Origin of the sequence: Alteromonas sp. 1_MG-2023, from assembly GCF_030547075.1 — a bacterium.
Classification (GTDB): domain Bacteria; phylum Pseudomonadota; class Gammaproteobacteria; order Enterobacterales; family Alteromonadaceae; genus Alteromonas.
Genome location: NZ_JAUOQH010000010.1, coordinates 77,581 through 99,298 on the forward strand (window position 1 = coordinate 77,581; position 21,718 = coordinate 99,298).

Consider the following 21,718-nt stretch of genomic DNA (forward strand, 5'->3'; position numbering starts at 1 on the left):
ATCAAAAAGACCTTAGGCACTCTTGTCGACTAAATCCAACGACTGCATAACATTTAGGCCTGGGAAACCATCAGCAATCATCTCGTTTGCAATTTGATAGTTGCGAATACCTTCACGGGTGGCAGGGCCAATTATTCCATCTGGGGTGCCAACATCGAAGCCGCGCTCGTTCAGTTTTTTCTGTAAACCAATAATATCGTTTCTGCTGTAAGCCGGTAAATCAGGAAGAGGAGCAATAATGCCTTCTGCCCCAGAAATTCTATCGGCCAACACACCTACGGCAATGGCGTAAAACTCTGAGTTGTTCCAACGCATGATCACCCGAAAGTTCTGGTAGCCCACAAATGCTGGGCCTGCATGTCCTGCAGGAACCACCACGTATGCTTTAGTATCGTCGTCGCCTAATGGGCTAGCATCGGCTTGTTTAACGCCTAGTTCACTCCACTGGCTCAATGTACGGCGGTTCTTATAACCAGAAAGTTGATAATCGAAACCTTCAGGAAGCTGCACTTCACGGCCCCAGCGAAAGCCTCGTTGCCAGCCTAGGCTAGCTAGAAAGTTGGCCGCAGAGGTTAGGGCATCTTCTTCGCTATTCCATAAATTGATTTGACCGTCATTGTCGCCATCTACTGCGTAGTGAGTATAAGCCGAAGGCATAAATTGCGTATGGCCCATAGCGCCAGCCCAAGAACCTACCATTTCTTCACGAGTGAGAGATTCACGCTCGAATAATTTCACTGCCACTAATAATTCTTGGGTAAAATATTTACTTCTACGAGGATCACACGCCAATGTTGCTAGCGAATCAAGAACGGGCATTTTGCCTTTGTAATTGCCAAAGTTGGTCTCAAGGCCCCAGAAAGCTAATAAATAATGAGGTGGCACACCGTACTTATCGCTTAATTTATGCAACAAGTCTTTATGCTTTTCGTACATTTCCTTGCCTTTATTAGTACGCCAGTCGGTGACTCGCTTACTAAAGTAGCCTGGAAAGGTTTGAACGAATTCAGGTTGGCTTCTATCAAGCTCAATAACGCGTGCTTGATACGCTAACGTGGGGAAAATAGCATCAACGGTTTGTTGGCTAACCCCTTGCTCAAGTGCTTTACTAGCCAATTGAGTGGTGCATGTGGAAAACGACTCATTGGCCATTGCTGAAGCACTACAAAGCCCCGATAGCAGCGCCGACATCATTGATACAGCAGTAACCCACTGCTTCCCTTTACCCTTAAAACCCATAATTCAATTCCTGTATTGCGAGCATACATGCTATCTCAATGTGACTGTAAAACGCGAGTATAATTCAATGATGCGCTTAGGTTTATGGCCGACAACAGGGCAGTAACGTGAAAACGAACTATAAAGAGCTAGGCCGTAGGCGCTTGTTTGAGAATAGCGATAATCTCACTATCGTTGTTAAGTTCGGCTAGTTCGATTAAATACCCTTTTTGTAATTCATCAAGAGACCTATCGCCGAGGAGTTCTTTTACTCTGGCTGTTTCGCCCGCCACAATCGCAGATTGCAGCCCTTCCATATTGGCAATGGAGTTGGCGTTATCTTTTGAAGTCATAAAATCTACCTGTGTTTGAGCATTTATGTTTTCTACGTGTCGTTTCGCAGAAACGATTGATTTTACAGGATGCAATTTTTCTAGTTGTTGCCAATAAGGAGCAGTGGTAGTGTTCGCTAACTTCTGACTAGTCTAACGCTGACCTTTAGTTGATTTATGACCTTTTTGAATATGTAGCGCGTAAATAACATCTTGCTGCATCAAAATTCTTCAGCATTCTCTGGAAATTGTGTGTAGAAAACTGCACAATTTTCTAGCTTCATATCATCATGGCATTCTTAGTGGCAGTTAGTCGTAATCTCAGTGCAATTTTTAATGCAAAATACTCATAGCGTAAAAAGTGGCGTAAAAAAGTGGCAAAAAAACAACCTAAAGCAAAATCCAAGGGCAGCGCTAAATCTGGCTCCACCGCGAGTTCCAAAGCGAAATCTTTCTCAATAATGAAACTCTTCTTACGCGTATTCTTGGTAGGCGTGGTAGTACTTGGCGCCTATGCTTTTTATCTAGATGCGCAAATTAAGCATGAGTTTTCGGGCAACAAGTGGGAAGTGCCCGCACAAATATTTGCCCGCCCACTCGCTTTAAGTAAAGGGCAAGAAATAACCCCCACAGAAGTGATTGATGAACTAACGCTGCTGGGCTACCGCAAAGTAACCGATGCAGATGGTAGCGGTGAATACAGTTATCGAAACGGTATTTTAAATGTGCAGCGCCGCGCTTTTCATTTTCCGGAAGGAGCAGAAGGGCTTCGCCATTTAGAGATAACATGGCAAGGCAGTCGCATCAGTCTTATTCAAGATAAAACGCAAGCGCGACCTTTTGGCACCGTTAAACTAGAGCCTTGGCTAGTCACCCGTATGGTCAGTGGCAGCCAAGAAGACAGAATGCTAGTCACACTTGATACTATTCCCGATATGCTGCCAAAAGCGTTAACGCTGGTGGAAGACCGCAATTTTTATAATCACCATGGTGTCGCCCCTTTATCTATATTACGGGCGCTTCTGGCCAATATTGCCGCGGGAAGAACCGTTCAGGGTGGTAGTACGCTAACGCAACAGTTAGTCAAAAACATGTTTCTAACCCGCGAGCGTTCTATCATTCGTAAAGCCAAAGAAGCCATTATGGCGGTAATCATAGACGCTAGGTATTCCAAGTCAGAGATTATTCAAGCCTACTTGAATGAAGTATTTTTGGGGCAAAATGGTGACATGGCGGTGCACGGTTTTGGCTTGGCCAGCTATTTCTATTTTGACCGCCCTGCAAATGAATTAAGTACGACTGAAATTGCAACGCTAGTGGCTATTATTAAAGGCCCTTCTTACTACAACCCGCGCAAACATCCTGAGCGAGTGAAAGAACGCCGTGACCTAGTATTACGCATGCTTTTTGATGAAAATGAACTCGATCGTAGTGAATATGAGCGCGCGATAAATATGCCGCTAGGTTTAGCCAGTGGTGCAAGTCTTGCCAGCGGGAAACACCCTGCCTTTATGGAACAAGTAAGACGGGAGTTAACTGATATTTTAGCCGACTCCAGCTTACGTGACTCAGGCGTAAAAGTGTTTACTACGTTAGATATTGTGGCCCAACGCCGCGCGGAAAAAGCCCTCGCAAGTACTATCTCCAGCTTACAAACTAACAGGAAAAACCCGCTTCAGGGTGCCATGGTGGTGACCGACAGTGCTAAAGGGGAAGTACGGGCTATTGTTGGCGGTAAAGATTATTCATTTAGAGGGTTTAACCGTGCACTTGGGGCGAAGCGTCCTATTGGTTCATTAATTAAACCTGCAGTGTATTTATCGGCGCTTGAAGATCCCACTCAGTTTAATTTAGCAACGCCATTGGAAGATCAGCCTATTACGCTAGAAAGTGGCAGTGGGCAGCAGTGGTCACCGTTAAATTACGATAAAGAATTTAGAGGGCAAGTGCCGCTGATTCAGGGACTCGTTGAATCGTTAAACGTGCCGACGGTTAATTTAGGCATGCAAGTTGGTCTAGATGTTATTGCTGATACCATCGCGCGATTAGGTGTTAGCTCACAGGTTAATTTAGTGCCGTCACTTACGCTTGGGGCGGTTGAGTTAACGCCATTTGTGACTAATCAAATGTATCAAACCTTGTCGAACGGCGGGCGTTATGTGCCGTTGCATACCGTAACTTCGGTGGTTACCGCCGACAATGCACTGTTGTGGAAAAAGGCAGAGTTTTACGCTCAACGAACCGATGAAGCTGCTACTTACTTACTGAATTACGCGCTTTATAAAGTCACTATAGACGGAACCGCAAAACAAATAGGTGCCAACTTCGGTAACGTTAATATGGCAGGTAAAACCGGTACTACCGACGATTATCGCGATAGTTGGTTTAGTGGGTTCGATCGTAATAACGTAGTGACTGTTTGGGTAGGTAATGACGACAACCTACCTGTTAACTTAACCGGTGCAAGTGGAGCTTTGCCCGTTTTTGTTAATTACATGAAGTCTCAGTCACCAAAATCGCTATCTCGCCGTTTTCCTGAAGGGCTAGGCATTGCGCATTTTGATGCGAAAACAGGTGCAGTAGTGATTGCCGGTTGTGCGGGAAGTATGAGTGTACCTGCTATTTTGGATGTATTACCTCCACCTCAGCAAGATTGCTCTGGTAGGGCAGTGAATCCTGATGGAGAAAGAGACGGCGAAAAGAAAAGCTGGTGGGAAAGAATATTTGGTTAAAAAACAGGTAGGCAGTAAAAAGCATTCCAACTCAATATGCTTTTTATTGCCTCCTGCAAAGGCCCAGGGAGTAGGCTAAAACTATAAATTTGGTTTAAAACTGGTCTAGCATGTATCGCGCGGTTGAAAACACAACAACACTTAGCGCAAATGCGACTACCGGTGCCAGTATCAACATAAATAAAGTGCTCGCAGTTAACATAACCGTCTCCTTACGCGTCGTTGTCGCCTTTCAATACATCATTCTCAATAGGTGTAATCGTTATTTCTGCAATCAAAGTGCTTTCTTCTGACGCGATAGGCTCGAAGGTGTGGCTTGCGGTTAGCACGTCGTACGTGATGCCTATTTTCATATCTTGTTTTACTTCAGCCATAGCGTTGCCCACCAAATAATCCGTTTGCGATATTAGGTTACTTGTTGGTTCATCAGCCATCACAGTAGTGGCGGTAAATGCGGTACTTAGAATTAGCGCAGTAAGTAATTTTTTGTTGGTAAACATGGTCATCTCCTATGAATAAAAGTTAGTCACTGCACTATTTCGGACTGCGTGGCAGTTAAGTATTAAGTCGTTATCAATTAACAATTAGTTTATAGCGAGGGTTGTGCCATCTTTTTAAAATAACTTAAAGTCTTGATTTTTATGTATTTTAAATTTAACTGCTTTTTAGGTGAGATTTCGTAATAAATGAAATAACTAATATTTAGTTATTTTGTAGATATGTTTTGGTCAAAATGACTAACCTAAGAGCTAAGAGTGGATGAAGCTGTGCGGAGTAATTTTAAGTAGTGAATATGGTCAGGCTTAGTTACTGACTCATGTCGCGCCAGTAACTCATGCCAGTAATGAATACCAATAACTCACGCCAACAACATACGCTAACAATTTACGCCAACAAAAAATGCCGATAATGAACGCGGGTAGCAAATTGTCTATTTAGTATTAAAAGGGTGTTCTTGAGAGTTAGAAGAGGACTAGTAGATCGTTCGAAAAAACTAGGGCGGAAGAAGAATTAGGGGCAATAAGATTGCCCCTAACTATTTACTATTTACTATTTGCGTAAGCGGCTGATAGTCGTTGCGATAACAGCTAAAATAGCCCCAGCTATTAAACCTGCAATCCCATCGGCAGCAATTGCCATAACCGAAGTTATCGAGGGGGTGAGTTCACTAAACCACACTGCAGCGTGATGAAGAAACCCGATATTATGAGTAAGAATGCCACCGCCAACCAAAAACATCGCGATGGTACCCACAATCGCAAGAGTTTTCATTAAAATAGGGGCTGCAATTAACAGCGCCCGGCCAAAGAAGCGCTGAAGGCTATTCATGGTACCCGTGAGTGATTTACGCAGTAAATACAGCCCCACATCGTCCATTTTTACAATGCCAGCAACCAGTCCGTAAACGCCTAAGGTTATAGCTATACTCAGGGCGACCAATACGCCCACTTGGGTAGTGAAGGTGGCATCGGTAACGCTGCCCAACGCAATAACGATAATTTCTGCCGACAGAATAAAGTCGGTTCGAATGGCCCCTTTAATTTTTTCTTTTTCAAAAGCAACCATATCTACTTTTTCGTCAGCTAAGGCGTTAATTCTTGCTTCACGCTCATGTGACTCATCATCATGAGGTAAATATTTATGAAGCAATTTTTCGGCCCCTTCAAAGCATAAGTAGAGCCCACCGAGCACTAACAGCACGGTGATTAAAGAAGGTACAAAGGCGCTAATAAGTAGCGCAGCAGGCACTAATATAACTTTGTTAAGCAGTGAGCCTTTTGCCACAGCCCATACAACGGGAAGCTCCCTGTCTGCTTTAACCCCTTGTACTTGGTTTGCATTAAGGGCTAAATCATCCCCCAGAACACCGGCGGTTTTCTTTGCTGCCACCTTCGACATAACGGCGATATCATCCATTAAAGTCGCGATATCATCGAGGAGGGCTAATAAATTCGCAGCGGCCACATCAAATTCCTTTAAAAAAGCCAAAAACGCAGCATACGTTGCAGTGCGATAGGTTGGCAATGCTAAGCTATAAAAATGTTAAGCTATAAAAAGTACTGGTAAATTTACTAAATCATCTTTTTAAATTAAAAATTGCGACTTATCTGCACAGCCTTAGTCTAAAAACAAGCGTATGCTATGTGTTGTTCAAATAGAAAGTAGAGGATGCAATGGCAACGTTTATAGGGCTTGTAGCCATCATTTCCTGGGGTATATTAGCTGTGTTGGGCGTCTACGCTTCTTCAGTGCCGCCTTTTCAGTTGCTTTTTATCTGCTTTTCCGTATCTGCTTTTTTACTGTTTATTAAACGCCTGATTAAGCGTGAACCTTTATTTAAGTTACCGACATTAACCTTAACCCAATGGGTAGTCGCAACCTGCGGTTTATTTGGTTTTCACTTTTGTTATTTTCTCGCTCTTCGCTATGCGCCGCCGATAGAAGCCAGTCTTATTGCTTATTTATGGCCTTTAATACTCGGCATTGTGGTGGCAAACCCGCACCAACGCGTGTTTGCAGTAATAGGTGGAATACTTGGTTTTATCGGCTGTGGAATTTTAGTGACTGGTGGTGAAAGTATTCAATTTAACAGAGAATATACGCTGGGTTATGGGCTGGCGTTTATTTGTGCCTTAATCTGGTCGAGCTATTCTTGGTTTATGGCGGGGACGAAAAGTGATGTAGAGGATATTGGTTGGATATCCATAGCAGTAGCCATATTGGCATTGTGCTCACACCTAGCGCTTGAAACTAGTCATTGGGATCTTGCTGCTAGTGCTTGGACCAGCTCTGTTTTACTCGGGTTGGGGCCTGTGGGTGGTGCTTTTTACTTGTGGGATATCGGGCTAAAATTTGGAAACCGTCAATTGCTGGCAAGCTTAAGCTTTGCCACCCCAGTGTTTTCTAGTATTGCGCTATTTTTGTTTGGGATTAGTACACTTTCTACAGCGATAATCATGGCTATCGTGCTTATTATGTTTGGTGCAGTGGTAAGCAATGCGTTACCTGCGTTAGTGATAAAGCGTCGTCAACGCCACGCTGCAAGGGGGTAACTAATCCAAAGGCCTAGTCTTTCTCAGGCTCTTTAGCGATGCGATCCTCAATAAAGCGGTCATAGTCGCTGCCTTTACTGCATTCGAGCGTACCGCCAGTCCTCCCACTTAAAAAGGTAAGTACTTTATTCGTATTACTAGAACAATTTACTTTCACTCTTGGCCGTTCTTCATACGACCTGTCTTCTTTGCCTTTTCGCGTATCGACTAGGTCTGGGCTTTCTTTTTTCCGCCTATGTTCTCTAGCTGATTTTAAGCCTTCTTCAGCAATTACTTCTTGTTCTCTTTGATTAAAAAATTGAGAAGCACCGGCCCGTGGAGACAAATTCAAACTGCCAGCTTGCTGGTTCCTCGCTGACGAGTCGATAGTGGTTTGGACATTGGATGGTGTAGGCGCGGGTACTTCAGGCGCAGATTTTTCCTGTTGAGCTTCTTTCGGTACAGCTTCTATTGGTACAGGTTCTATTGGTTTAGCCTCTGTCGGTTGAGCTTCTGTCGGTTTAGTCTCTGCTGGCTTAGGCTTTACTGTTTTTATCTGCTCGGTGCTTTTAACCGCCTCATCAGCCACCTTTTCAATTACTTGTGTCGGGGGGCTTTCTGGTATCTTAGGTTCAATAACGGGAGGCGTGATTTCAACCGGTTCAGGGGCTTCGTCAATGGGCTGTTTTACGCTGACTGTGGGGAAATACAAGGTTGCACTAATAGGCGCAGGTTTTTGTACAGGCGTAATACCACTTTCAAAGGTGGTAAAAGCGATAACTATTATTAACCCAAAAATATGGATTATGGCCGAAATCAACAGGCCTTGAGCGAGTTTCCCTCTCCTTTTTGCATGGAAAACCTGCGCCCGTTCAGGCACATAGTCAAATTCAATAATAGGCGTGATAGATGTCATAGTTACTTACTGACCTATCCAACTACAAAATAGTTCCATCCTAATTTCATCGCTATTTTCAGACGGTTTAACTCAAAGCGCCCCAAATGCGTGCATTGATGTGCATATGCACTAAATTAGTGCGATAAATGTAAATAAAATGCATTAAAAATTAGCTAAGTGGCTGTTTTTTAGTGTTAATAATTTGTGGCACATCTCTTGGTTTACTTCCCTGTACAAGACACGAAATGTGCAATATAACCAATACAAAAACTGGAGCAACTCATGAAACTAGTCACAGCGATCATCAAGCCGTTCAAGCTAGATGATGTTCGTGAAGCCATTTCAGAAATCGGCATCGACGGTTTAACCGTTACCGAAGTGAAAGGTTTCGGACGTCAAAAAGGACACACTGAATTATACCGCGGCGCTGAATATCAGGTGGATTTCTTACCTAAGGTCAAACTGGAAATTGCTGTTCAGGATGATCAGGTAGAACGCTTGGTAGAAGCCATCGTTGGCGCAGCCAAAACTGGCAAGATTGGAGACGGTAAGGTGTTTGTTTACGACCTTGAACAAGCCGTACGTATTCGAACTGGCGAGTCAGACACTGACGCATTGTAAGCCAACAACGATTAATTTGCGGAGAAAAGCATAATGGAAATCACATTTGAACTTGGGTATGCGCTAGATACCTTTTATTTCTTAATCTGCGGCGCATTAGTAATGTGGATGGCAGCAGGTTTTGCCATGCTAGAAGCGGGTTTGGTACGCGCTAAAAACACGACAGAAATTCTAACTAAAAATATCGCGTTATTTGCCATCGCTAGCACCATGTATATGATTTGCGGTTACGGCATCATGTATGGTGGCGGCGAGTGGAGCCCGTTCCTAGGTGGAATCATGGGTGACGGCGCAACAGGTGTTGCTGAAGATGCAGCAACGTACGCACCTTCTGCTGACTTCTTCTTCCAAGTAGTATTCGTTGCAACAGCAATGTCTATTGTTTCGGGTGCAGTTGCTGAGCGTATGAAACTTTGGGCTTTCTTAACATTTGCGGTAGTCATGACTGGTTTTATCTACCCAATGGAAGGAGCTTGGACGTGGGGCAGCGAAGCGGTATTTGGTATGTATACTCTTGGAGACCTAGGTTTCTCTGACTTTGCTGGCTCAGGTATTGTTCACATGGCAGGAGCTTCTGCAGCGCTAGCCGGTGTTTTGGTACTAGGCGCTCGTAAAGGTAAATATACTGCTGACGGTAAAGTTAACGCTATTCCAGGTGCTAACCTTCCACTCGCTACACTAGGTACATTCATTTTATGGATGGGTTGGTTTGGCTTTAACGGTGGTTCAGTATTAGCAACAGCAACAGTTGAAAGTGCAAACGCGGTAGCGATTGTATTTATGAATACTAACGCAGCAGCAGCTGGTGGTTGTATTGCAGCGCTTATTTTAGCACGCATTATGTTTGGCAAAGCCGACCTAACTATGGCCCTTAACGGTGCACTAGCTGGTTTGGTTGCTATTACTGCTGAGCCTTCTACTCCTACTCCACTACAAGCAACCTTATTCGGTGGCCTTGGTGGTATCTTGGTAGTACTAAGTATTGTAGCGTTAGACAAACTGAAAATTGATGATCCAGTAGGTGCTATCTCTGTTCACGGTGTTGTAGGTTTACTAGGTCTTATCCTTGTTCCTTTCACTAACGACGATTCAACAATGGTAGGCCAATTGATAGGCGCTGCAACCATCTTCGTATGGGTATTTGTAGTAAGCCTTGTAGCTTGGTTAGCGATTAAAGCAGTTATCGGTGTTCGAGTAACTGAAGAAGAAGAATTCGACGGTGTTGATATGAGTGAATGTGGTCTGGAAGCTTATCCTGACTTCACCAACGGCCGCTCGTAAGGAAGTCTGAGCAGGCAAAATTACTTATAATAACGATAATGCCTGTATCACCAATCTTAAGCCCCGCATCTGCGGGGCTTTTTTCGTTTTTCATAAAGTTAAAAATAGCGCTAAACTATTGATAATTTACTTGGTTAGCAATAATGCTAAATTAAGTTAGTTCTCTTATTAGGAAAGTAAATCATGCTGTTGCGATGTTTGTTACTACTGTGTGTCAGTCAAATGGCTTATGGGTACGATCGAGTTACCGGCGCGCCATTTGCGAGTCGTTCAGAAGTTATTGCTCAAAACGGTATGGCAGCCACAAGCCAGCCCTTAGCCACACAAGTGGCCTTGGATATTCTTAAGCGAGGAGGCAGCGCTGTTGATGCAGCCATTGCAGCAAATGCCATGTTAGGGCTTGTAGAGCCCACAGGCGCCGGTGTGGGCGGTGACTTGTTCGCAATAGTGTGGGACGCAAAAGAAAACAAACTTGTAGGATTAAATGCATCGGGGCGCTCGCCAAAGTTACTTACGAAGCAAGTGTTTAGCGATAGAGGCTTAGCTCAAATACCCAAGTTCGGCCCACTGCCTGTGTCGGTACCAGGGGCTGTAGATGGCTGGTTCATGTTGCATGAAAAGTTTGGCAAGCTTCCAATGACTGCCTTACTTACCCCAGCCATCGAGTACGCTAAAAACGGTTTTCCTGTCTCTGAGCTAGTTGCTTATTATTTAGAAATGAATAACAACCGTATAGGCCATTACGATGGCTTTGCAGAAACGTTTTTAATAAACGGAAAAGTACCTCAAAAAGGGGATGTATTTAAAAACCCTGGTCTTGCCGTAACCTATGAAAAATTAGCGACAGGTGGAAGAGATGCTTTTTATAAGGGCGATATTGCCCAAAGTATCGATGCCTATATGAAATCTCAAGGCGGCTTTTTGTCATACGAAGACTTGGCGTCTCATACCTCTGAATGGGTAGAGCCTGTATCTGCTAATTATCGTGGGTACGATGTATGGGAGTTACCCCCTAACGGACAAGGTATTGCCGCACTGCAAATACTGAATGTTTTAGAGCGTTACGATATTGAAGGTATGGGGTTTAATTCTGCAGACTATATTCACACTTTTGTTGAAGCAAAAAAATTAGCGTTTGAAGATCGCGCGAAATTTTATGCAGACCCAGCATTTAACAATATTCCCGTTGATTGGCTGATTTCGAAAGACTACGCCACCGAACGACAAAAACTTATTAACGAAAAAGAAGCTGCTACCCGAGTAGATGCGGGTATTTACGATGGCGATACAGTTTATCTAACCGTGGCCGATAAAGAAGGTAACATGGTGTCGCTAATTCAAAGTAATTATCGCGGCATGGGTTCAGGAATGACACCGCCTGGGCTTGGCTTTGTACTACAGAACCGTGGTGAGATGTTTACGTTAGAAGAGGGGCATTTTAACGAACTTAAGCCTGAAAAGCGTCCATTTCATACCATAATTCCTGCATTTATTACCCGTAACGGTGCGCCATTTCTTAGTTTTGGTGTAATGGGGGGCGGCACACAGCCTCAAATGCACGCACAAATTATTGTGAACATGATTGATTTCGGTATGAACCTGCAAGAAGCGGGTGATGCACCGCGCATTCTGCACAGTGGCTCGAGTACGCCAATGGGTAAGTTGATGCGAGATGGCGGGTACGTTAGCCTTGAATCAGGGTTTGATGAAGCGGTACAGAGAGAATTAATGGAACGGGGTCACACATTGCAACGGGTTGTTGGCGCTTTTGGAGGCTATCAGGCGATAATGTGGGATAATAAGCGAAAGGTGTACTTTGGGGCGTCTGAAAGCCGCAAAGATGGACAAGCTGCGGGTTATTAATACACATTATTTTTAATAATCACCATGGCTAGATAACAATAAGAGTGCCCATGACACAACCACAAAAAGGGATTTGCGCAGAGCCTAATTTACATGCGCAATATTTACTGCTTAATGTCATTGATGACGATAGTGAGGCGGTAAGGGCGAAGCTTGCCCGCGTACTTGATATCTTCGAACACTTCGAGTCTGAGCACTACGAAGCAATGGTAACCGGCGTTGTCGCAGTTGGTACTGGCTATTGGACTGAAATATATCCAGGGCTAATTCCAGTGGAACTGATGCCATTCCCTGATATGCAGTGTGAAGACAGAAGTGCCCCAACAATGCCTTGCGATTTGTTTATTCAAATTAGGGCTGACCGTTTAGATATTTGTCATGCCATAGGCATTGAAGTAATGGATTTACTTCGCTTGCACGTTGAATTAGTAGAGCAAGTACGAGGGTTTCGATACCTCGATGGGCGAGACCTTACCGGCTACCTCTATGCGACTGACAACCCAAGAGGGATGAAACGAAGGGAAGTTGCCATTATTGGTGAAAATGATCCTGACTTCATTGGCGGAAGCTACCTGCATGTGCAGCGATATAAACATGACTTACGCCGTTGGAGCAGTCTGTCTTCTAGGCAGCAAGAACAAGTCATGGGGACCACGCAACAGCACAACTTGGTGAGCGCAGAACAATCTGAATCATCGCATAGTGTTAGGGCAAATATTATCACCACTGAAAGTGGAAAAGCCGGGCTCATCAAGCAAGGGATGCCTTACGGCGATATGGTATCACAGGGATTATTTTTCGTCAGTTGTTCTGCCAGTGCCAGACCTTTTAAAGCCATGCTGCATAGCCAGATATATGGCAATGGTGACGGTGATTACGATCGCTGGTTAGACTTTACCAATGCCGAAACTGGCTCTGCATTCTTTGCGCCCTCTGTAAGCTTCATTCGAGAACAAGCGAAGAATATAGAGGAAAGTTAAGTGTAGTCGGAATAGGCAGTGTCTGCTGCTATTTACTGTATGGTCAGTGCGCCGTCCCAGTCTACGGGTAACAGCATACTTTGATAGATGCGGCACACATCGATGTGGTGTTTAGCGAGTGAATCTTGGGGAAATATAGCCAGTGCCGCTTCAAAATGTGCTATTGCGGTTTCCCATTCTTTATTAATTCTGCATGCTAAACCAGCCGCAATTTTGGGCTGAACAGAAAAGCGTTTCTCTTGTTCTTTATGCGGCAAATGGCTAATGACTTCGTATATTTCAATTGGGGCTTCGCGCCCTTTTACCCGTACCCAATCGAGTAATCGCGTTCTTATTGGGAACTTATCACCCATGGCTTCAAGTACTTGGGCACTGACAATAATGTCGGCGCCGTATTTGGGAGCAAGTGACTCCAATCGACAGGCAATATTTACGCTGTCGCCGATTACCGTAGTATCCATTCTATCATCTGAACCTACGGTGCCCATTACCACCGGCCCATAGTGTATGCCCACTCCAACATTAATGGGGACATACCCTTTACGAATACGACGAATATTGTACAACTCGAGCGCTTTACGTAAATCCATAGCGGCGTTTATTGCGTCAATTGCTTTATCTTCAGCGTTACCGCCTGGGTGGTCAAACAGTGCCATCATGGCGTCGCCAATAAACTTATCGATAAACCCTCTATTTTCATGAATAGGCTTATTCATCCGCTGAAAATAAGAATTAAGAAAGCCCATTAGCTCTTGAGGCCGCATTCTTTCAGATAGGCCAGTAAAACCACGTATATCACAAAAGAGAATAGCTACGTCTTCTTCGTCGGCATAGCCGAGTTCAATATGATCAGAACCGCTTTTAGTAATATGGTCGATGAATTGTTGGGGAACGAACTTTTGAAAGGTTTGAGATAACTTCAATGCTTCATCAGCCACTTGCTGACTGGTGGAGTCTGTGGCTTTATCAGCTTTAGATTTTGCTCGAGTATGTTGGCGATAAGCAAGTCTATTGAGTCTGTGCCGGCGATATTTCACCAGCACAGCAGTGACGACAACACTGTAAGTACAAACTACCAGTATTACACTTATTAGTATCCAGTCCATTGTCGTCAACATTAGCGATCCATTATTGTTGTTATTATTTGAGCGTTGCAAACACCTTGTCAGCCGCTTCTAATGTTTTAGCTATGATATTCTCATCATGTGCTTTTGATACAAATCCGGCTTCGTATGAGGCTGGTGCTAAATAAACACCTTGCTCAAGCATACCGTGATAAAACTTATTAAACTGCTTTGTATTACAGTTAATGGCCTGTTGATAATTAGTAACGTGCTTAATATCGGTGAAGAATAAGCCAAACATACTTCCGGCGACGTTAGTGGTTAGTGGAATACCATGCTTGTCGGCTATGGCTTGCATACCATCTGCCAATGCTTGTGTATTCTTGAAAATGCCTTCGTATAAGCCTTCTTCCTGAATTTGCTGCATGGCCGCTAAACCTGCTGCCATGGCTATAGGGTTACCCGAAAGCGTACCGGCTTGATAAACTGGGCCTGTCGGTGCGATATGAGTAAGAATATCTCGTCGGCCGCCGAAACAGCCTACTGGCATGCCGCCGCCTATCACTTTCCCTAAACAGGTTAAGTCCGGTTTAATACCGTAACGTTCTTGCGCGCCGCCACGAGACACGCGAAAACCAGTCATTACTTCATCAAAAATCAGAAGGCTACCGTATTCATCACATACATCACGAAGGCCTTCTAAAAAGCCTTCAACAGGTGGAATGCAGTTCATATTACCAGCAACTGGCTCAACAATTATACAGGCAATGTCATTTCCGTGGACTTTAAACGCATTCTTTACACTTTCTAGATTATTGTATTCAACGGTGATCGTGTGTTCAGCTACATTGGCTGGAACACCAGGAGAGCTAGGCACCCCCATCGTCAATGCTCCAGAGCCCGCTTTAACTAGCAAAGAGTCGGCGTGGCCATGGTAACACCCTTCAAACTTAATAATTTTATTGCGGCCGGTATAGCCACGAGATAAACGTATCGCAGACATGGTGGCTTCGGTACCTGAATTTACCATGCGTACCATTTCCATTGAAGGAACCAGCTTGCTTACGGTTTCAGCCATAATAATTTCGGCTTCAGTAGGTGCACCAAATGAAAGACCGAATTCTGAAGCATCGATAACCGCTTGGCGAATTTGTGGGTTGTTGTGACCCAGTACCATAGGGCCCCAAGATTGCACGTAGTCTATATACTGCTTGCCGTCGGCATCCCACATATAGGGACCATCAGCTTTAGTAATAAAGCGAGGAGTTCCGCCAACCGCTTTGAAGGCGCGAACCGGAGAATTAACACCACCAGGAATCGTTTTTTGGGCGCGAGTAAAAAGGACTTCAGATTTTTGCATGTAATTCATTGCTCTTATTGCTAAACCATACCACTTCACGTTCATATTTCGTCAATAGCTTCTCAACCCCTAACGTTAGCGCAAAAAGCGCCATGCGGACTAAAACGCCGTTATCAGTTTGTCGGAAGATGGCAAGGTTTGGATTTAAATTTAGGTCGTTATCTAGCTCGTTGGCTTCTATACGAGAATCTCGCGGAAGCGGATGCATGATGACGGTCTTAGATTGGAAGTGACGAGTGTAAATAGACTGGTTTAAGCGGAACTTACCACGGTATTTATTGGCTTCCTCTTGAGAAGGAAATCGCTCTTCCTGTATGCGGGTTTGATAACAAATGTCGGCATCTAAATTACCTTCAAACGTTTCAGAAATATTAAGTTGATGCCCCGCATTTTCAATGGCATCAATAATAGGCTGCGGCATGGCTAATTCTTTAGGCGAAATTAGCGTGAAGCGCACATTTTTAAACAAGCATAGTAGGCGCGATAGTGAGTGTACGGTTCTGCCGTAACGCAAATCGCCAATCATCGCGATGTGCAAACCATCAATGCCATGACCATGATATTCAAGCTCACGTTTAATGGTAAATAAGTCTAGTAGGGCTTGAGTAGGGTGCTCATTTGCGCCGTCACCACCGTTTATCACGGGTACGCGGCTGCCTTCAGCAAATTCGGCTACCGAACCTGCCGCTGGGTGGCGCATCGCAATAATGTCTGAATAGCCGCTAAGTACACGGGCCGTATCGTAAAGAGATTCGCCTTTGGCTAGGGCTGAGCTAGCCATGCCGGTGGTCTCTCGCACTTCGCCACCTAAAAGGTTAAATGCGGTGCCGAAACTGACGCGAGTACGGGTGCTAGGCTCGAAAAATAAATTACCAAGAATGGCGCCTTCAAGCACAGTGGTGCGCTTTTGGCGTTTCGCATAAGGCTGCATTGAATCAGCAACTGAGAAGACTTTCTCAATAGCCTCGCGATCAAATTGATTAACTGAAAGAACGTGGTTACCGGTAAAGTCAGACATATGTCACTCAATCATCAACGAAAACGGCTGTAGTGTATAACAAACGAAGAAATAAGTAATCCTTCGAAGCCACCTTGATGTTGGGTTATTTGTCTTTATTAGCGCAATAAGTATTAAATAACAGTAAGGTTTTCCCAACGGCCATTTCTACGTGGGCGCTAATCTCATCGTCCATCATTTCTTGTTGAATACCACACAGTAATTTGGTGTGAAATTCCCGTTGCAGCAGGGAACAAAAGTCGGTGGCAAGTTCAGCACTTTGCGCTTTCGATAGGGCATCATTTGAGTAGTAGAAAAACACTTCACTAAAACCTTCTATGGCAGCACCTGGGCCTGCATCATAAAAAAGCTTCGAAACATGGGGCGTACTTTGTGCCTCGCCAATCACTAACCTGAATACCGCCACGGTTTCGGGGTCTTGAATTAACCTAATGAATCGTGCGCCTGCCTGTTTCAAATATTGATTTAACGTAAGAGTGTCACTTCTAGCCTGCATTAATTGGTTGGTGTCTAATTGGTAGGACTGGCATTTTTTGATGATAGCGGCTTTAAACAAAGCGTCTTTGTTATCGAAATGAGAATAAACCGTTTGTTTAGATACCCCTGATGCTTTCGCCACATTATCCATTGAGGTGTTAGCGAAACCATGGTCGACAAATAAGCATGAGGCAGCATGAAGAATAAGATTATGTTTTTCTTCGCTTTTAGGGCGGCCTTGGCGCTTGGTGTTATGTTCAGGCAATGTAAACTCACTTAAATTCAAATATCAAACTGGACGGTCTAGTATTAATAATCTAGCATAGTAAGATAATTATACCAAATGTGGCTGTGCGCATCTGCCGCAGAAGCAAGGATTACTAAAATGACAATCGAGTCTACAAAGCAAGAGAAAGGGGCATCAACAGCGCTATATGCTGTCATCGCCATTTTTACGGTTGGACTAATGCTTCTGATGTTCGCCGCTGGTTTAAACGGGGCTACCCAAAAACCAACAGAACACCCTGCCACTACTGTTTCGGCCGAGCCCGTTGCTATTCAAGCCGGCTTTGAGATGCCGGTAAAAATTTACGGGTTAGTGGAGTCACCTCAAGCGGCCAATGTGTCTTTCGATACCGGTGGCCAAGTTACCGATATTTTAGTTGATGAAGGTGACGCAGTACACGCGGGTGATGTATTAGCGAAATTAGATTCAGACCGACTAGCTGCCCGCCTTGAGGAACTAAATGCAACGTTGGAAAGAACTCGCGCAGATTTAACCTTAGCTGAATTAAGTGAAAAGCGGGTGGCTGTACTGGTCGAGAAAAAATTAGAATCATCACAGCGTTTAGATGAAGTAAAGGCTAGTACTGCCGCTGCTAGCGCTCAGGTGAAGGAAATTGAAGCTAGTATAAATAGCGTAGCAGTAGAACAAGCGAAGACCGATTTAATAGCCCCGTTTTCAGGCACAATCAGCGCCCGTTACTTTGACCAAGGCAGTGTTGTGGCAGCAGGTTCAGCAGTACTTAGCCTTACCAGTGATGCGCCTTTTCAAGCGCGCTTTGCGGTACCTGCCGATATGGTATCGCTTTTTAGTGTGGGCGATACGGTAACCCTTAAGGTTGATGGCGCAAGCATTGAAAGCAAAGTTAATCAGCTCTCACCTGTACGCAACCAGCAAACACGTACCATAGATATACTAGTAAATTTATCGAGCAATAAGGGCGTTAGGCCTGGCGACCTTGCCACGCTGTTAGGACAACGACACAGTGAAAGTGTTGGCAGTTGGATACCTGCTTCTGCATTAAGTAATGGTTTGCGTGGGTTATGGCGTGTATTTGTAGTAAACAACGAGGGAGCGCTTACCCTTGAAAGTAGAACTGTTGAAGTCATTTACACCGATGGAAAGCGCGCATTTGTGCGCGGCGCATTGAGCGATGGCGACCAACTTGTTATTGGCGGCACCCATAAATTGGCACCAGGACAAGCGGTTAAATTAAGTTCTGCTCAATCGGGCGCTGTTAACGCAAATACAGGTAACTCAAATAAAGCTAGCTTAAACGCGCTTGAAGGATCAGCGCAATGAACCCGATGCATTTCGATAGCGATAAAAAATACCCTTGGTATACCTTGTTCTACCGACGGCCTCACTTACTCATTTTAAGTTTGGTGATATTGCTGGTGGCAGGTATGTCCGCACTAGGTAATTTGCCACGTTTAGAAGATCCACGAATAGACACACGAAATGCTTTAGTCATTACATCGTATCCAGGTGCGTCAGCCGAGCGGGTTGAAGCGCTAGTCAGTGATGTGATTGAAGATAAGCTGCGAGAAATTTATGAAATAAAGGAGGTTAAATCTACCTCAAGAGCCAGTATTTCGGTGATTACTATCGAAACCCAAGATTGGGTCGATAGCAGCAGTAATGAACAACTATTTAGTGAAATAAGAGATGCGATCGGAGAAGCGTCAGCCAGCTTTCCAACCGGCGTAGGCTCACCTATTTTTGATGAAAAGCGTGGGGCCACGGCGTTCACCTTGTTGCTCGCATTAAAAGCGACTCACCCAGATACCACATCGTTAACCCTTACTGGCCGTTTGGCAGAAGAACTCACCGACAGAGTTAGAAACGTGCACGGTACCGAGCTAGTGCGTATCTATGGCGCGCCGGAAGAAGAAATAAGTGTCAGCATTTCTCCTGATAAACTTGCGGCAACAGGTTTAACCCTAGGGCAAATTAGCAGCATCATTAGCAATGCAGATCCTAAACTTCCGGCCGGTGTACTTGATACTGACAGCTCCAAACTACGCTTCACCGTAGCGAAGGGATTAGATGGCGTAGCCATGGTGTCAGCGATCCCTTTGGTGAATCAAAATGGCCGCTATTTGCGGGTAGAAGACATTGCAAAAGTAACTCGAGGCTATGTAACCCCACGTTCTGATATTGGCATGCTGGACGGCGAAGAAGTCATCTTCGTGGCTGCTCGCATGCAAACTTCGCTGCGGGCCGATGTATGGACTAATGATGCCTTAAGTGTGGTTGATGCATTCAACCAAGAATTCAAAGGCACAGTAACTGCCGATATCGCGTTTGAGCAAAATAAATATACTGGCGCACGTTTAGCTGAGTTATCGGGCAATCTGTTGATGGGGTGCGCGGTTGTGATGCTGGTTATTTTGCTATTTATGGGCTTTAAAGCTTCGTGGATAGTAGGGTTGGCACTGCCTCTATGTGCATCTTTTGCGCTTTTCTCTTTGAATTTTTTCAACGAACAAATTCATCAAATGTCTATATTTGGCATGATCATCGCCATCGGGCTTCTAATCGACAACGCCATTGTGATCACGGATGAAATTCGAATTAATTTACAAGCACCCTCTGCCACTAGAGTGGGGGCAATGGCAAAAAGTGTATCGCATCTTTTTGCACCCCTGTTAGCGTCAACACTGACCACCATTTTAGGCTTTATGCCGATCTTTTTGCTAAGCGGTAATATTGGTGACTTCGTTGGCCCAATAGCTATTAGCGTGGTGATGGCATTAATCGGTTCGTTATTTATATCCCTGACGGTAATAGCTGCATTGGCTGCGCGTTTTCTGCCTAAGGGCGAGCAAGCTGAGGTGGTTGCTGGCAAACACTGGTGGCAAGTTGGTTTGCAGGCCCCTAAATTAAGTCGAGCATTTCGCGAACGTTTGACTGTGTGGATAGCACGGCCTTACTTAGTGTTACCACTCGTACTCATTTTCTGTGTTTCTGGCTTTGTGCTCTCGGGCACCTTGGCAAGTGTATTTTTCCCCAGTGCTGACAGAGACCAATTCGAAGTGTACATGTGGACGAAAGAGGGAAGCAGCATAGATAACACCCTCGCTTACACCCATAAAGTGGATAAGGTTATTCGTGATAACGAAGGGGTTAAGCAAGTGAGTTGGCTAGTGGGCGGTTCAGCGCCTTCAGTGTATTACAACCAAGTGATGACCCGAGATAACTTAGCGAATTTTTCTAATGCTGTAGTGACTACCCACACCGTAGAAGAGGCGGTAAAATTAATTAGCGGTTTACAGCATCACTTAGATGATGCCTTCCCTGAAGTGCAAATTGTGGTGAGAGCATTTGGACAAGGCCCTCCTATTGCGGCTCCTGTGGAAGTGGAAATTCTTGGCCCTGATTTAGATATTTTAAATGAGCTAGGTCAGCAAGTGCAGTTTTTGATGTCAGACGTACCCGGTATTTCCCAATCAACAGCCACCATTACTATGGGGGAGCCAGAGCTGAATGTTGGCGCCTCTAGTGATACCTTATCGTACCTTGGAATGAGCCTTTCTGATTTAGCCACCCAGATGCAAGTCAACTTTTCTGGACTAGCTGGGGGTTCTGTATTGGAAAGCACGGAAGAAATTCCAGTGCGAGTGAGGCTGTCAGATAGTTTCAGGCAAGATGTTTCAGGTATTAACTCCATGCCCATCCCAATCACAAGGGACGCCAACTCTACAACCGGTTCGGGAAACAGCACGATAAATTGGTCTTCTCTAGGCGCTGTAGCAGCTATCACCCTCACGCCTTCTATTAGCAGTATTACTCGTCAAAATGGAGAAAGGGTCAATCGCATTCAGGCATACTTATTACCTAATATTCCCGCCGTAGATGCCAGTAACACGTTGCGGCAGAAATTAAACGAAAGTTTAGTGTTACCCCAAGGTTATCGAATTCATCTTGCAGGTGATGCCGATGAACAGCAGCAAGCTTTGGGCCAGCTAGGAACTTACGCACCGGTATTATTGGTACTTATGCTCACCACGCTTATTCTAACCTTCACGAGCTTACGCATGGCAGGGGTGATTGTACTGGTAGCCGTTTTATCCGTAGGGCTGGGTATGTTTAGCTTGTGGCTTTCCGGACTGCCTATCGGATTTAATCCCTTACTTGGTTCGGCTGGTCTTATTGGCGTTGCGATTAACGGTTCTATTGTGGTGATTGCGGCAATAAATGCCAACTCTGCTGCTAAACACGGCGATATAACCGCGATTGTTCAAGAAACCATGGGGTGCAGTAGGCATATATTATCAACTACTTTCACCACCGTAGGTGGGTTAATTCCTTTGCTGTTGTTCAGTGAGGGAAGTTTTTGGCCTCCGTTAGCGGTTGTTCTAGCTGGCGGCGTCGGGTTTTCAGTCATATTGTCTTTGGTATTCACGCCAACCATAGTGGCCGCGTTTCAGCGCTATCGTTATCGACATCTAGCCTGACATCACAACATATAAACAGTAAACTGTATTTATTATTAATCTGAATGCCTGTTTATGCGTAAAAAACTGAACAAACGAAGTGCGGCCACGGGCCACTTT

The 21,718-nt window shown here is 44.7% G+C and carries 17 protein-coding genes; 8 read left to right on the top strand and 9 right to left on the bottom strand.

Annotation, left to right across the window (positions count from 1 at the left end; genetic code table 11):
* Positions 1-12 precede the first annotated feature (12 nt).
* Together Q4561_RS12075 and Q4561_RS12080 are read right to left on the bottom strand one after the other, a co-directional pair.
* On the bottom strand, positions 13-1,239 hold the full coding sequence (locus tag Q4561_RS12075) for a lytic murein transglycosylase (RefSeq protein ID WP_303460687.1): 1,227 nt from the start codon (positions 1,237-1,239) through the stop codon (positions 13-15).
* Between the two features lie 128 nt (positions 1,240-1,367).
* Positions 1,368-1,571, bottom strand: coding sequence for a hypothetical protein (locus Q4561_RS12080; protein ID WP_303460688.1), 204 nt, complete (start codon positions 1,569-1,571; stop codon positions 1,368-1,370).
* Positions 1,572-2,011: 440 nt separating this feature from the next.
* On the opposite strand from Q4561_RS12080, the gene mrcB reads away from it, so the two are divergent.
* Complete coding sequence (gene mrcB / locus Q4561_RS12085) at positions 2,012-4,282, top strand: penicillin-binding protein 1B (protein ID WP_303460864.1); 2,271 nt, start codon at positions 2,012-2,014, stop codon at positions 4,280-4,282.
* A 212-nt stretch (positions 4,283-4,494) separates the two neighbouring features.
* On the opposite strand, the gene Q4561_RS12090 is transcribed toward mrcB, so the two are convergent.
* Positions 4,495-4,782, bottom strand: coding sequence for a hypothetical protein (locus tag Q4561_RS12090; RefSeq protein ID WP_303460690.1), 288 nt, complete (start codon positions 4,780-4,782; stop codon positions 4,495-4,497).
* 550 nt (positions 4,783-5,332) lie between these two features.
* Entirely contained in the window at positions 5,333-6,247 is a 915-nt protein-coding gene (locus Q4561_RS12095) for a DUF808 domain-containing protein (RefSeq protein ID WP_303460692.1), read from the bottom strand.
* 209 nt (positions 6,248-6,456) lie between these two features.
* Here Q4561_RS12095 and Q4561_RS12100 point away from each other — a divergent pair, with 209 nt between their 5' ends.
* On the top strand, positions 6,457-7,335 hold the full coding sequence (locus tag Q4561_RS12100) for a DMT family transporter (protein WP_303460694.1): 879 nt from the start codon (positions 6,457-6,459) through the stop codon (positions 7,333-7,335).
* Positions 7,336-7,348: 13 nt separating this feature from the next.
* On the opposite strand, the gene Q4561_RS12105 is transcribed toward Q4561_RS12100, so the two are convergent.
* Positions 7,349-8,230: a hypothetical protein gene (locus tag Q4561_RS12105; protein ID WP_303460696.1), complete on the bottom strand. Its 882-nt coding sequence runs from the start codon at positions 8,228-8,230 to the stop codon at positions 7,349-7,351.
* A 264-nt stretch (positions 8,231-8,494) separates the two neighbouring features.
* Between Q4561_RS12105 and glnK the strand changes: the two genes are divergently transcribed.
* The 4 genes from glnK (at position 8,495) to Q4561_RS12125 (ending at position 12,957) form a co-directional block, all read left to right on the top strand.
* A complete protein-coding gene (gene glnK / locus Q4561_RS12110) occupies positions 8,495-8,833 on the top strand; it encodes a P-II family nitrogen regulator (RefSeq protein WP_303460698.1) in 339 nt (112 codons plus the stop codon).
* A 33-nt stretch (positions 8,834-8,866) separates the two neighbouring features.
* Positions 8,867-10,114: an ammonium transporter gene (locus Q4561_RS12115; protein WP_303460701.1), complete on the top strand. Its 1,248-nt coding sequence runs from the start codon at positions 8,867-8,869 to the stop codon at positions 10,112-10,114.
* Between the two features lie 183 nt (positions 10,115-10,297).
* Positions 10,298-11,977, top strand: a complete 1,680-nt coding sequence (ggt, locus tag Q4561_RS12120) for a gamma-glutamyltransferase (RefSeq protein WP_303460702.1) — start codon at positions 10,298-10,300, stop codon at positions 11,975-11,977.
* A gap of 50 nt (positions 11,978-12,027) precedes the next feature.
* Complete coding sequence (locus Q4561_RS12125; RefSeq protein ID WP_303460705.1) at positions 12,028-12,957, top strand: Dyp-type peroxidase; 930 nt, start codon at positions 12,028-12,030, stop codon at positions 12,955-12,957.
* A 32-nt stretch (positions 12,958-12,989) separates the two neighbouring features.
* On the opposite strand, the gene Q4561_RS12130 is transcribed toward Q4561_RS12125, so the two are convergent.
* The 4 genes from Q4561_RS12130 to Q4561_RS12145 all read right to left on the bottom strand — a co-directional run bounded on the left by Q4561_RS12130 (position 12,990) and on the right by Q4561_RS12145 (position 17,141).
* Entirely contained in the window at positions 12,990-14,075 is a 1,086-nt protein-coding gene (locus Q4561_RS12130) for an adenylate/guanylate cyclase domain-containing protein (protein ID WP_303460707.1), read from the bottom strand.
* A 22-nt stretch (positions 14,076-14,097) separates the two neighbouring features.
* On the bottom strand, positions 14,098-15,381 hold the full coding sequence (hemL, locus tag Q4561_RS12135) for a glutamate-1-semialdehyde 2,1-aminomutase (RefSeq protein WP_303460709.1): 1,284 nt from the start codon (positions 15,379-15,381) through the stop codon (positions 14,098-14,100).
* Positions 15,368-16,399: an aspartate carbamoyltransferase gene (locus Q4561_RS12140; RefSeq protein WP_303460711.1), complete on the bottom strand. Its 1,032-nt coding sequence runs from the start codon at positions 16,397-16,399 to the stop codon at positions 15,368-15,370. Before Q4561_RS12140 ends, hemL begins: the two co-directional genes overlap by 14 nt.
* 85 nt (positions 16,400-16,484) lie before the next feature.
* Entirely contained in the window at positions 16,485-17,141 is a 657-nt protein-coding gene (locus tag Q4561_RS12145; RefSeq protein WP_303460714.1) for a TetR/AcrR family transcriptional regulator, read from the bottom strand.
* A 120-nt stretch (positions 17,142-17,261) separates the two neighbouring features.
* Here Q4561_RS12145 and Q4561_RS12150 point away from each other — a divergent pair, with 120 nt between their 5' ends.
* Both Q4561_RS12150 and Q4561_RS12155 read left to right on the top strand, forming a co-directional pair.
* Positions 17,262-18,461, top strand: a complete 1,200-nt coding sequence (locus Q4561_RS12150; protein WP_303460716.1) for an efflux RND transporter periplasmic adaptor subunit — start codon at positions 17,262-17,264, stop codon at positions 18,459-18,461.
* Complete coding sequence (locus Q4561_RS12155) at positions 18,458-21,619, top strand: efflux RND transporter permease subunit (RefSeq protein ID WP_303460720.1); 3,162 nt, start codon at positions 18,458-18,460, stop codon at positions 21,617-21,619. The genes Q4561_RS12150 and Q4561_RS12155 overlap by 4 nt, the downstream gene beginning before the upstream one ends.
* The last annotated feature ends 99 nt before the right edge of the window (positions 21,620-21,718 follow it).

Excerpts from the sequence above, each read along its gene's own strand:
- Q4561_RS12105 (WP_303460696.1), bottom strand. The coding sequence starts at position 8,230 with ATGACATCTATCACGCCTATTATTGAATTTGACTATGTGCCTGAACGG.
- mrcB (WP_303460864.1), top strand. The coding sequence starts at position 2,012 with ATGAAACTCTTCTTACGCGTATTCTTGGTAGGCGTGGTAGTACTTGGC.
- Q4561_RS12080 (WP_303460688.1), bottom strand. The coding sequence starts at position 1,571 with ATGACTTCAAAAGATAACGCCAACTCCATTGCCAATATGGAAGGGCTG.
- Q4561_RS12125 (WP_303460705.1), top strand. The coding sequence starts at position 12,028 with ATGACACAACCACAAAAAGGGATTTGCGCAGAGCCTAATTTACATGCG.
- ggt (WP_303460702.1), top strand. The coding sequence starts at position 10,298 with ATGCTGTTGCGATGTTTGTTACTACTGTGTGTCAGTCAAATGGCTTAT.
- hemL (WP_303460709.1), bottom strand. The coding sequence starts at position 15,381 with ATGCAAAAATCTGAAGTCCTTTTTACTCGCGCCCAAAAAACGATTCCT.
- Q4561_RS12100 (WP_303460694.1), top strand. The coding sequence starts at position 6,457 with ATGGCAACGTTTATAGGGCTTGTAGCCATCATTTCCTGGGGTATATTA.
- glnK (WP_303460698.1), top strand. The coding sequence starts at position 8,495 with ATGAAACTAGTCACAGCGATCATCAAGCCGTTCAAGCTAGATGATGTT.
- Q4561_RS12140 (WP_303460711.1), bottom strand. The coding sequence starts at position 16,399 with ATGTCTGACTTTACCGGTAACCACGTTCTTTCAGTTAATCAATTTGAT.
- Q4561_RS12155 (WP_303460720.1), top strand. The coding sequence starts at position 18,458 with ATGAACCCGATGCATTTCGATAGCGATAAAAAATACCCTTGGTATACC.
- Q4561_RS12115 (WP_303460701.1), top strand. The coding sequence starts at position 8,867 with ATGGAAATCACATTTGAACTTGGGTATGCGCTAGATACCTTTTATTTC.
- Q4561_RS12090 (WP_303460690.1), bottom strand. The coding sequence starts at position 4,782 with ATGTTTACCAACAAAAAATTACTTACTGCGCTAATTCTAAGTACCGCA.
- Q4561_RS12150 (WP_303460716.1), top strand. The coding sequence starts at position 17,262 with ATGACAATCGAGTCTACAAAGCAAGAGAAAGGGGCATCAACAGCGCTA.
- Q4561_RS12130 (WP_303460707.1), bottom strand. The coding sequence starts at position 14,075 with ATGTTGACGACAATGGACTGGATACTAATAAGTGTAATACTGGTAGTT.
- Q4561_RS12075 (WP_303460687.1), bottom strand. The coding sequence starts at position 1,239 with ATGGGTTTTAAGGGTAAAGGGAAGCAGTGGGTTACTGCTGTATCAATG.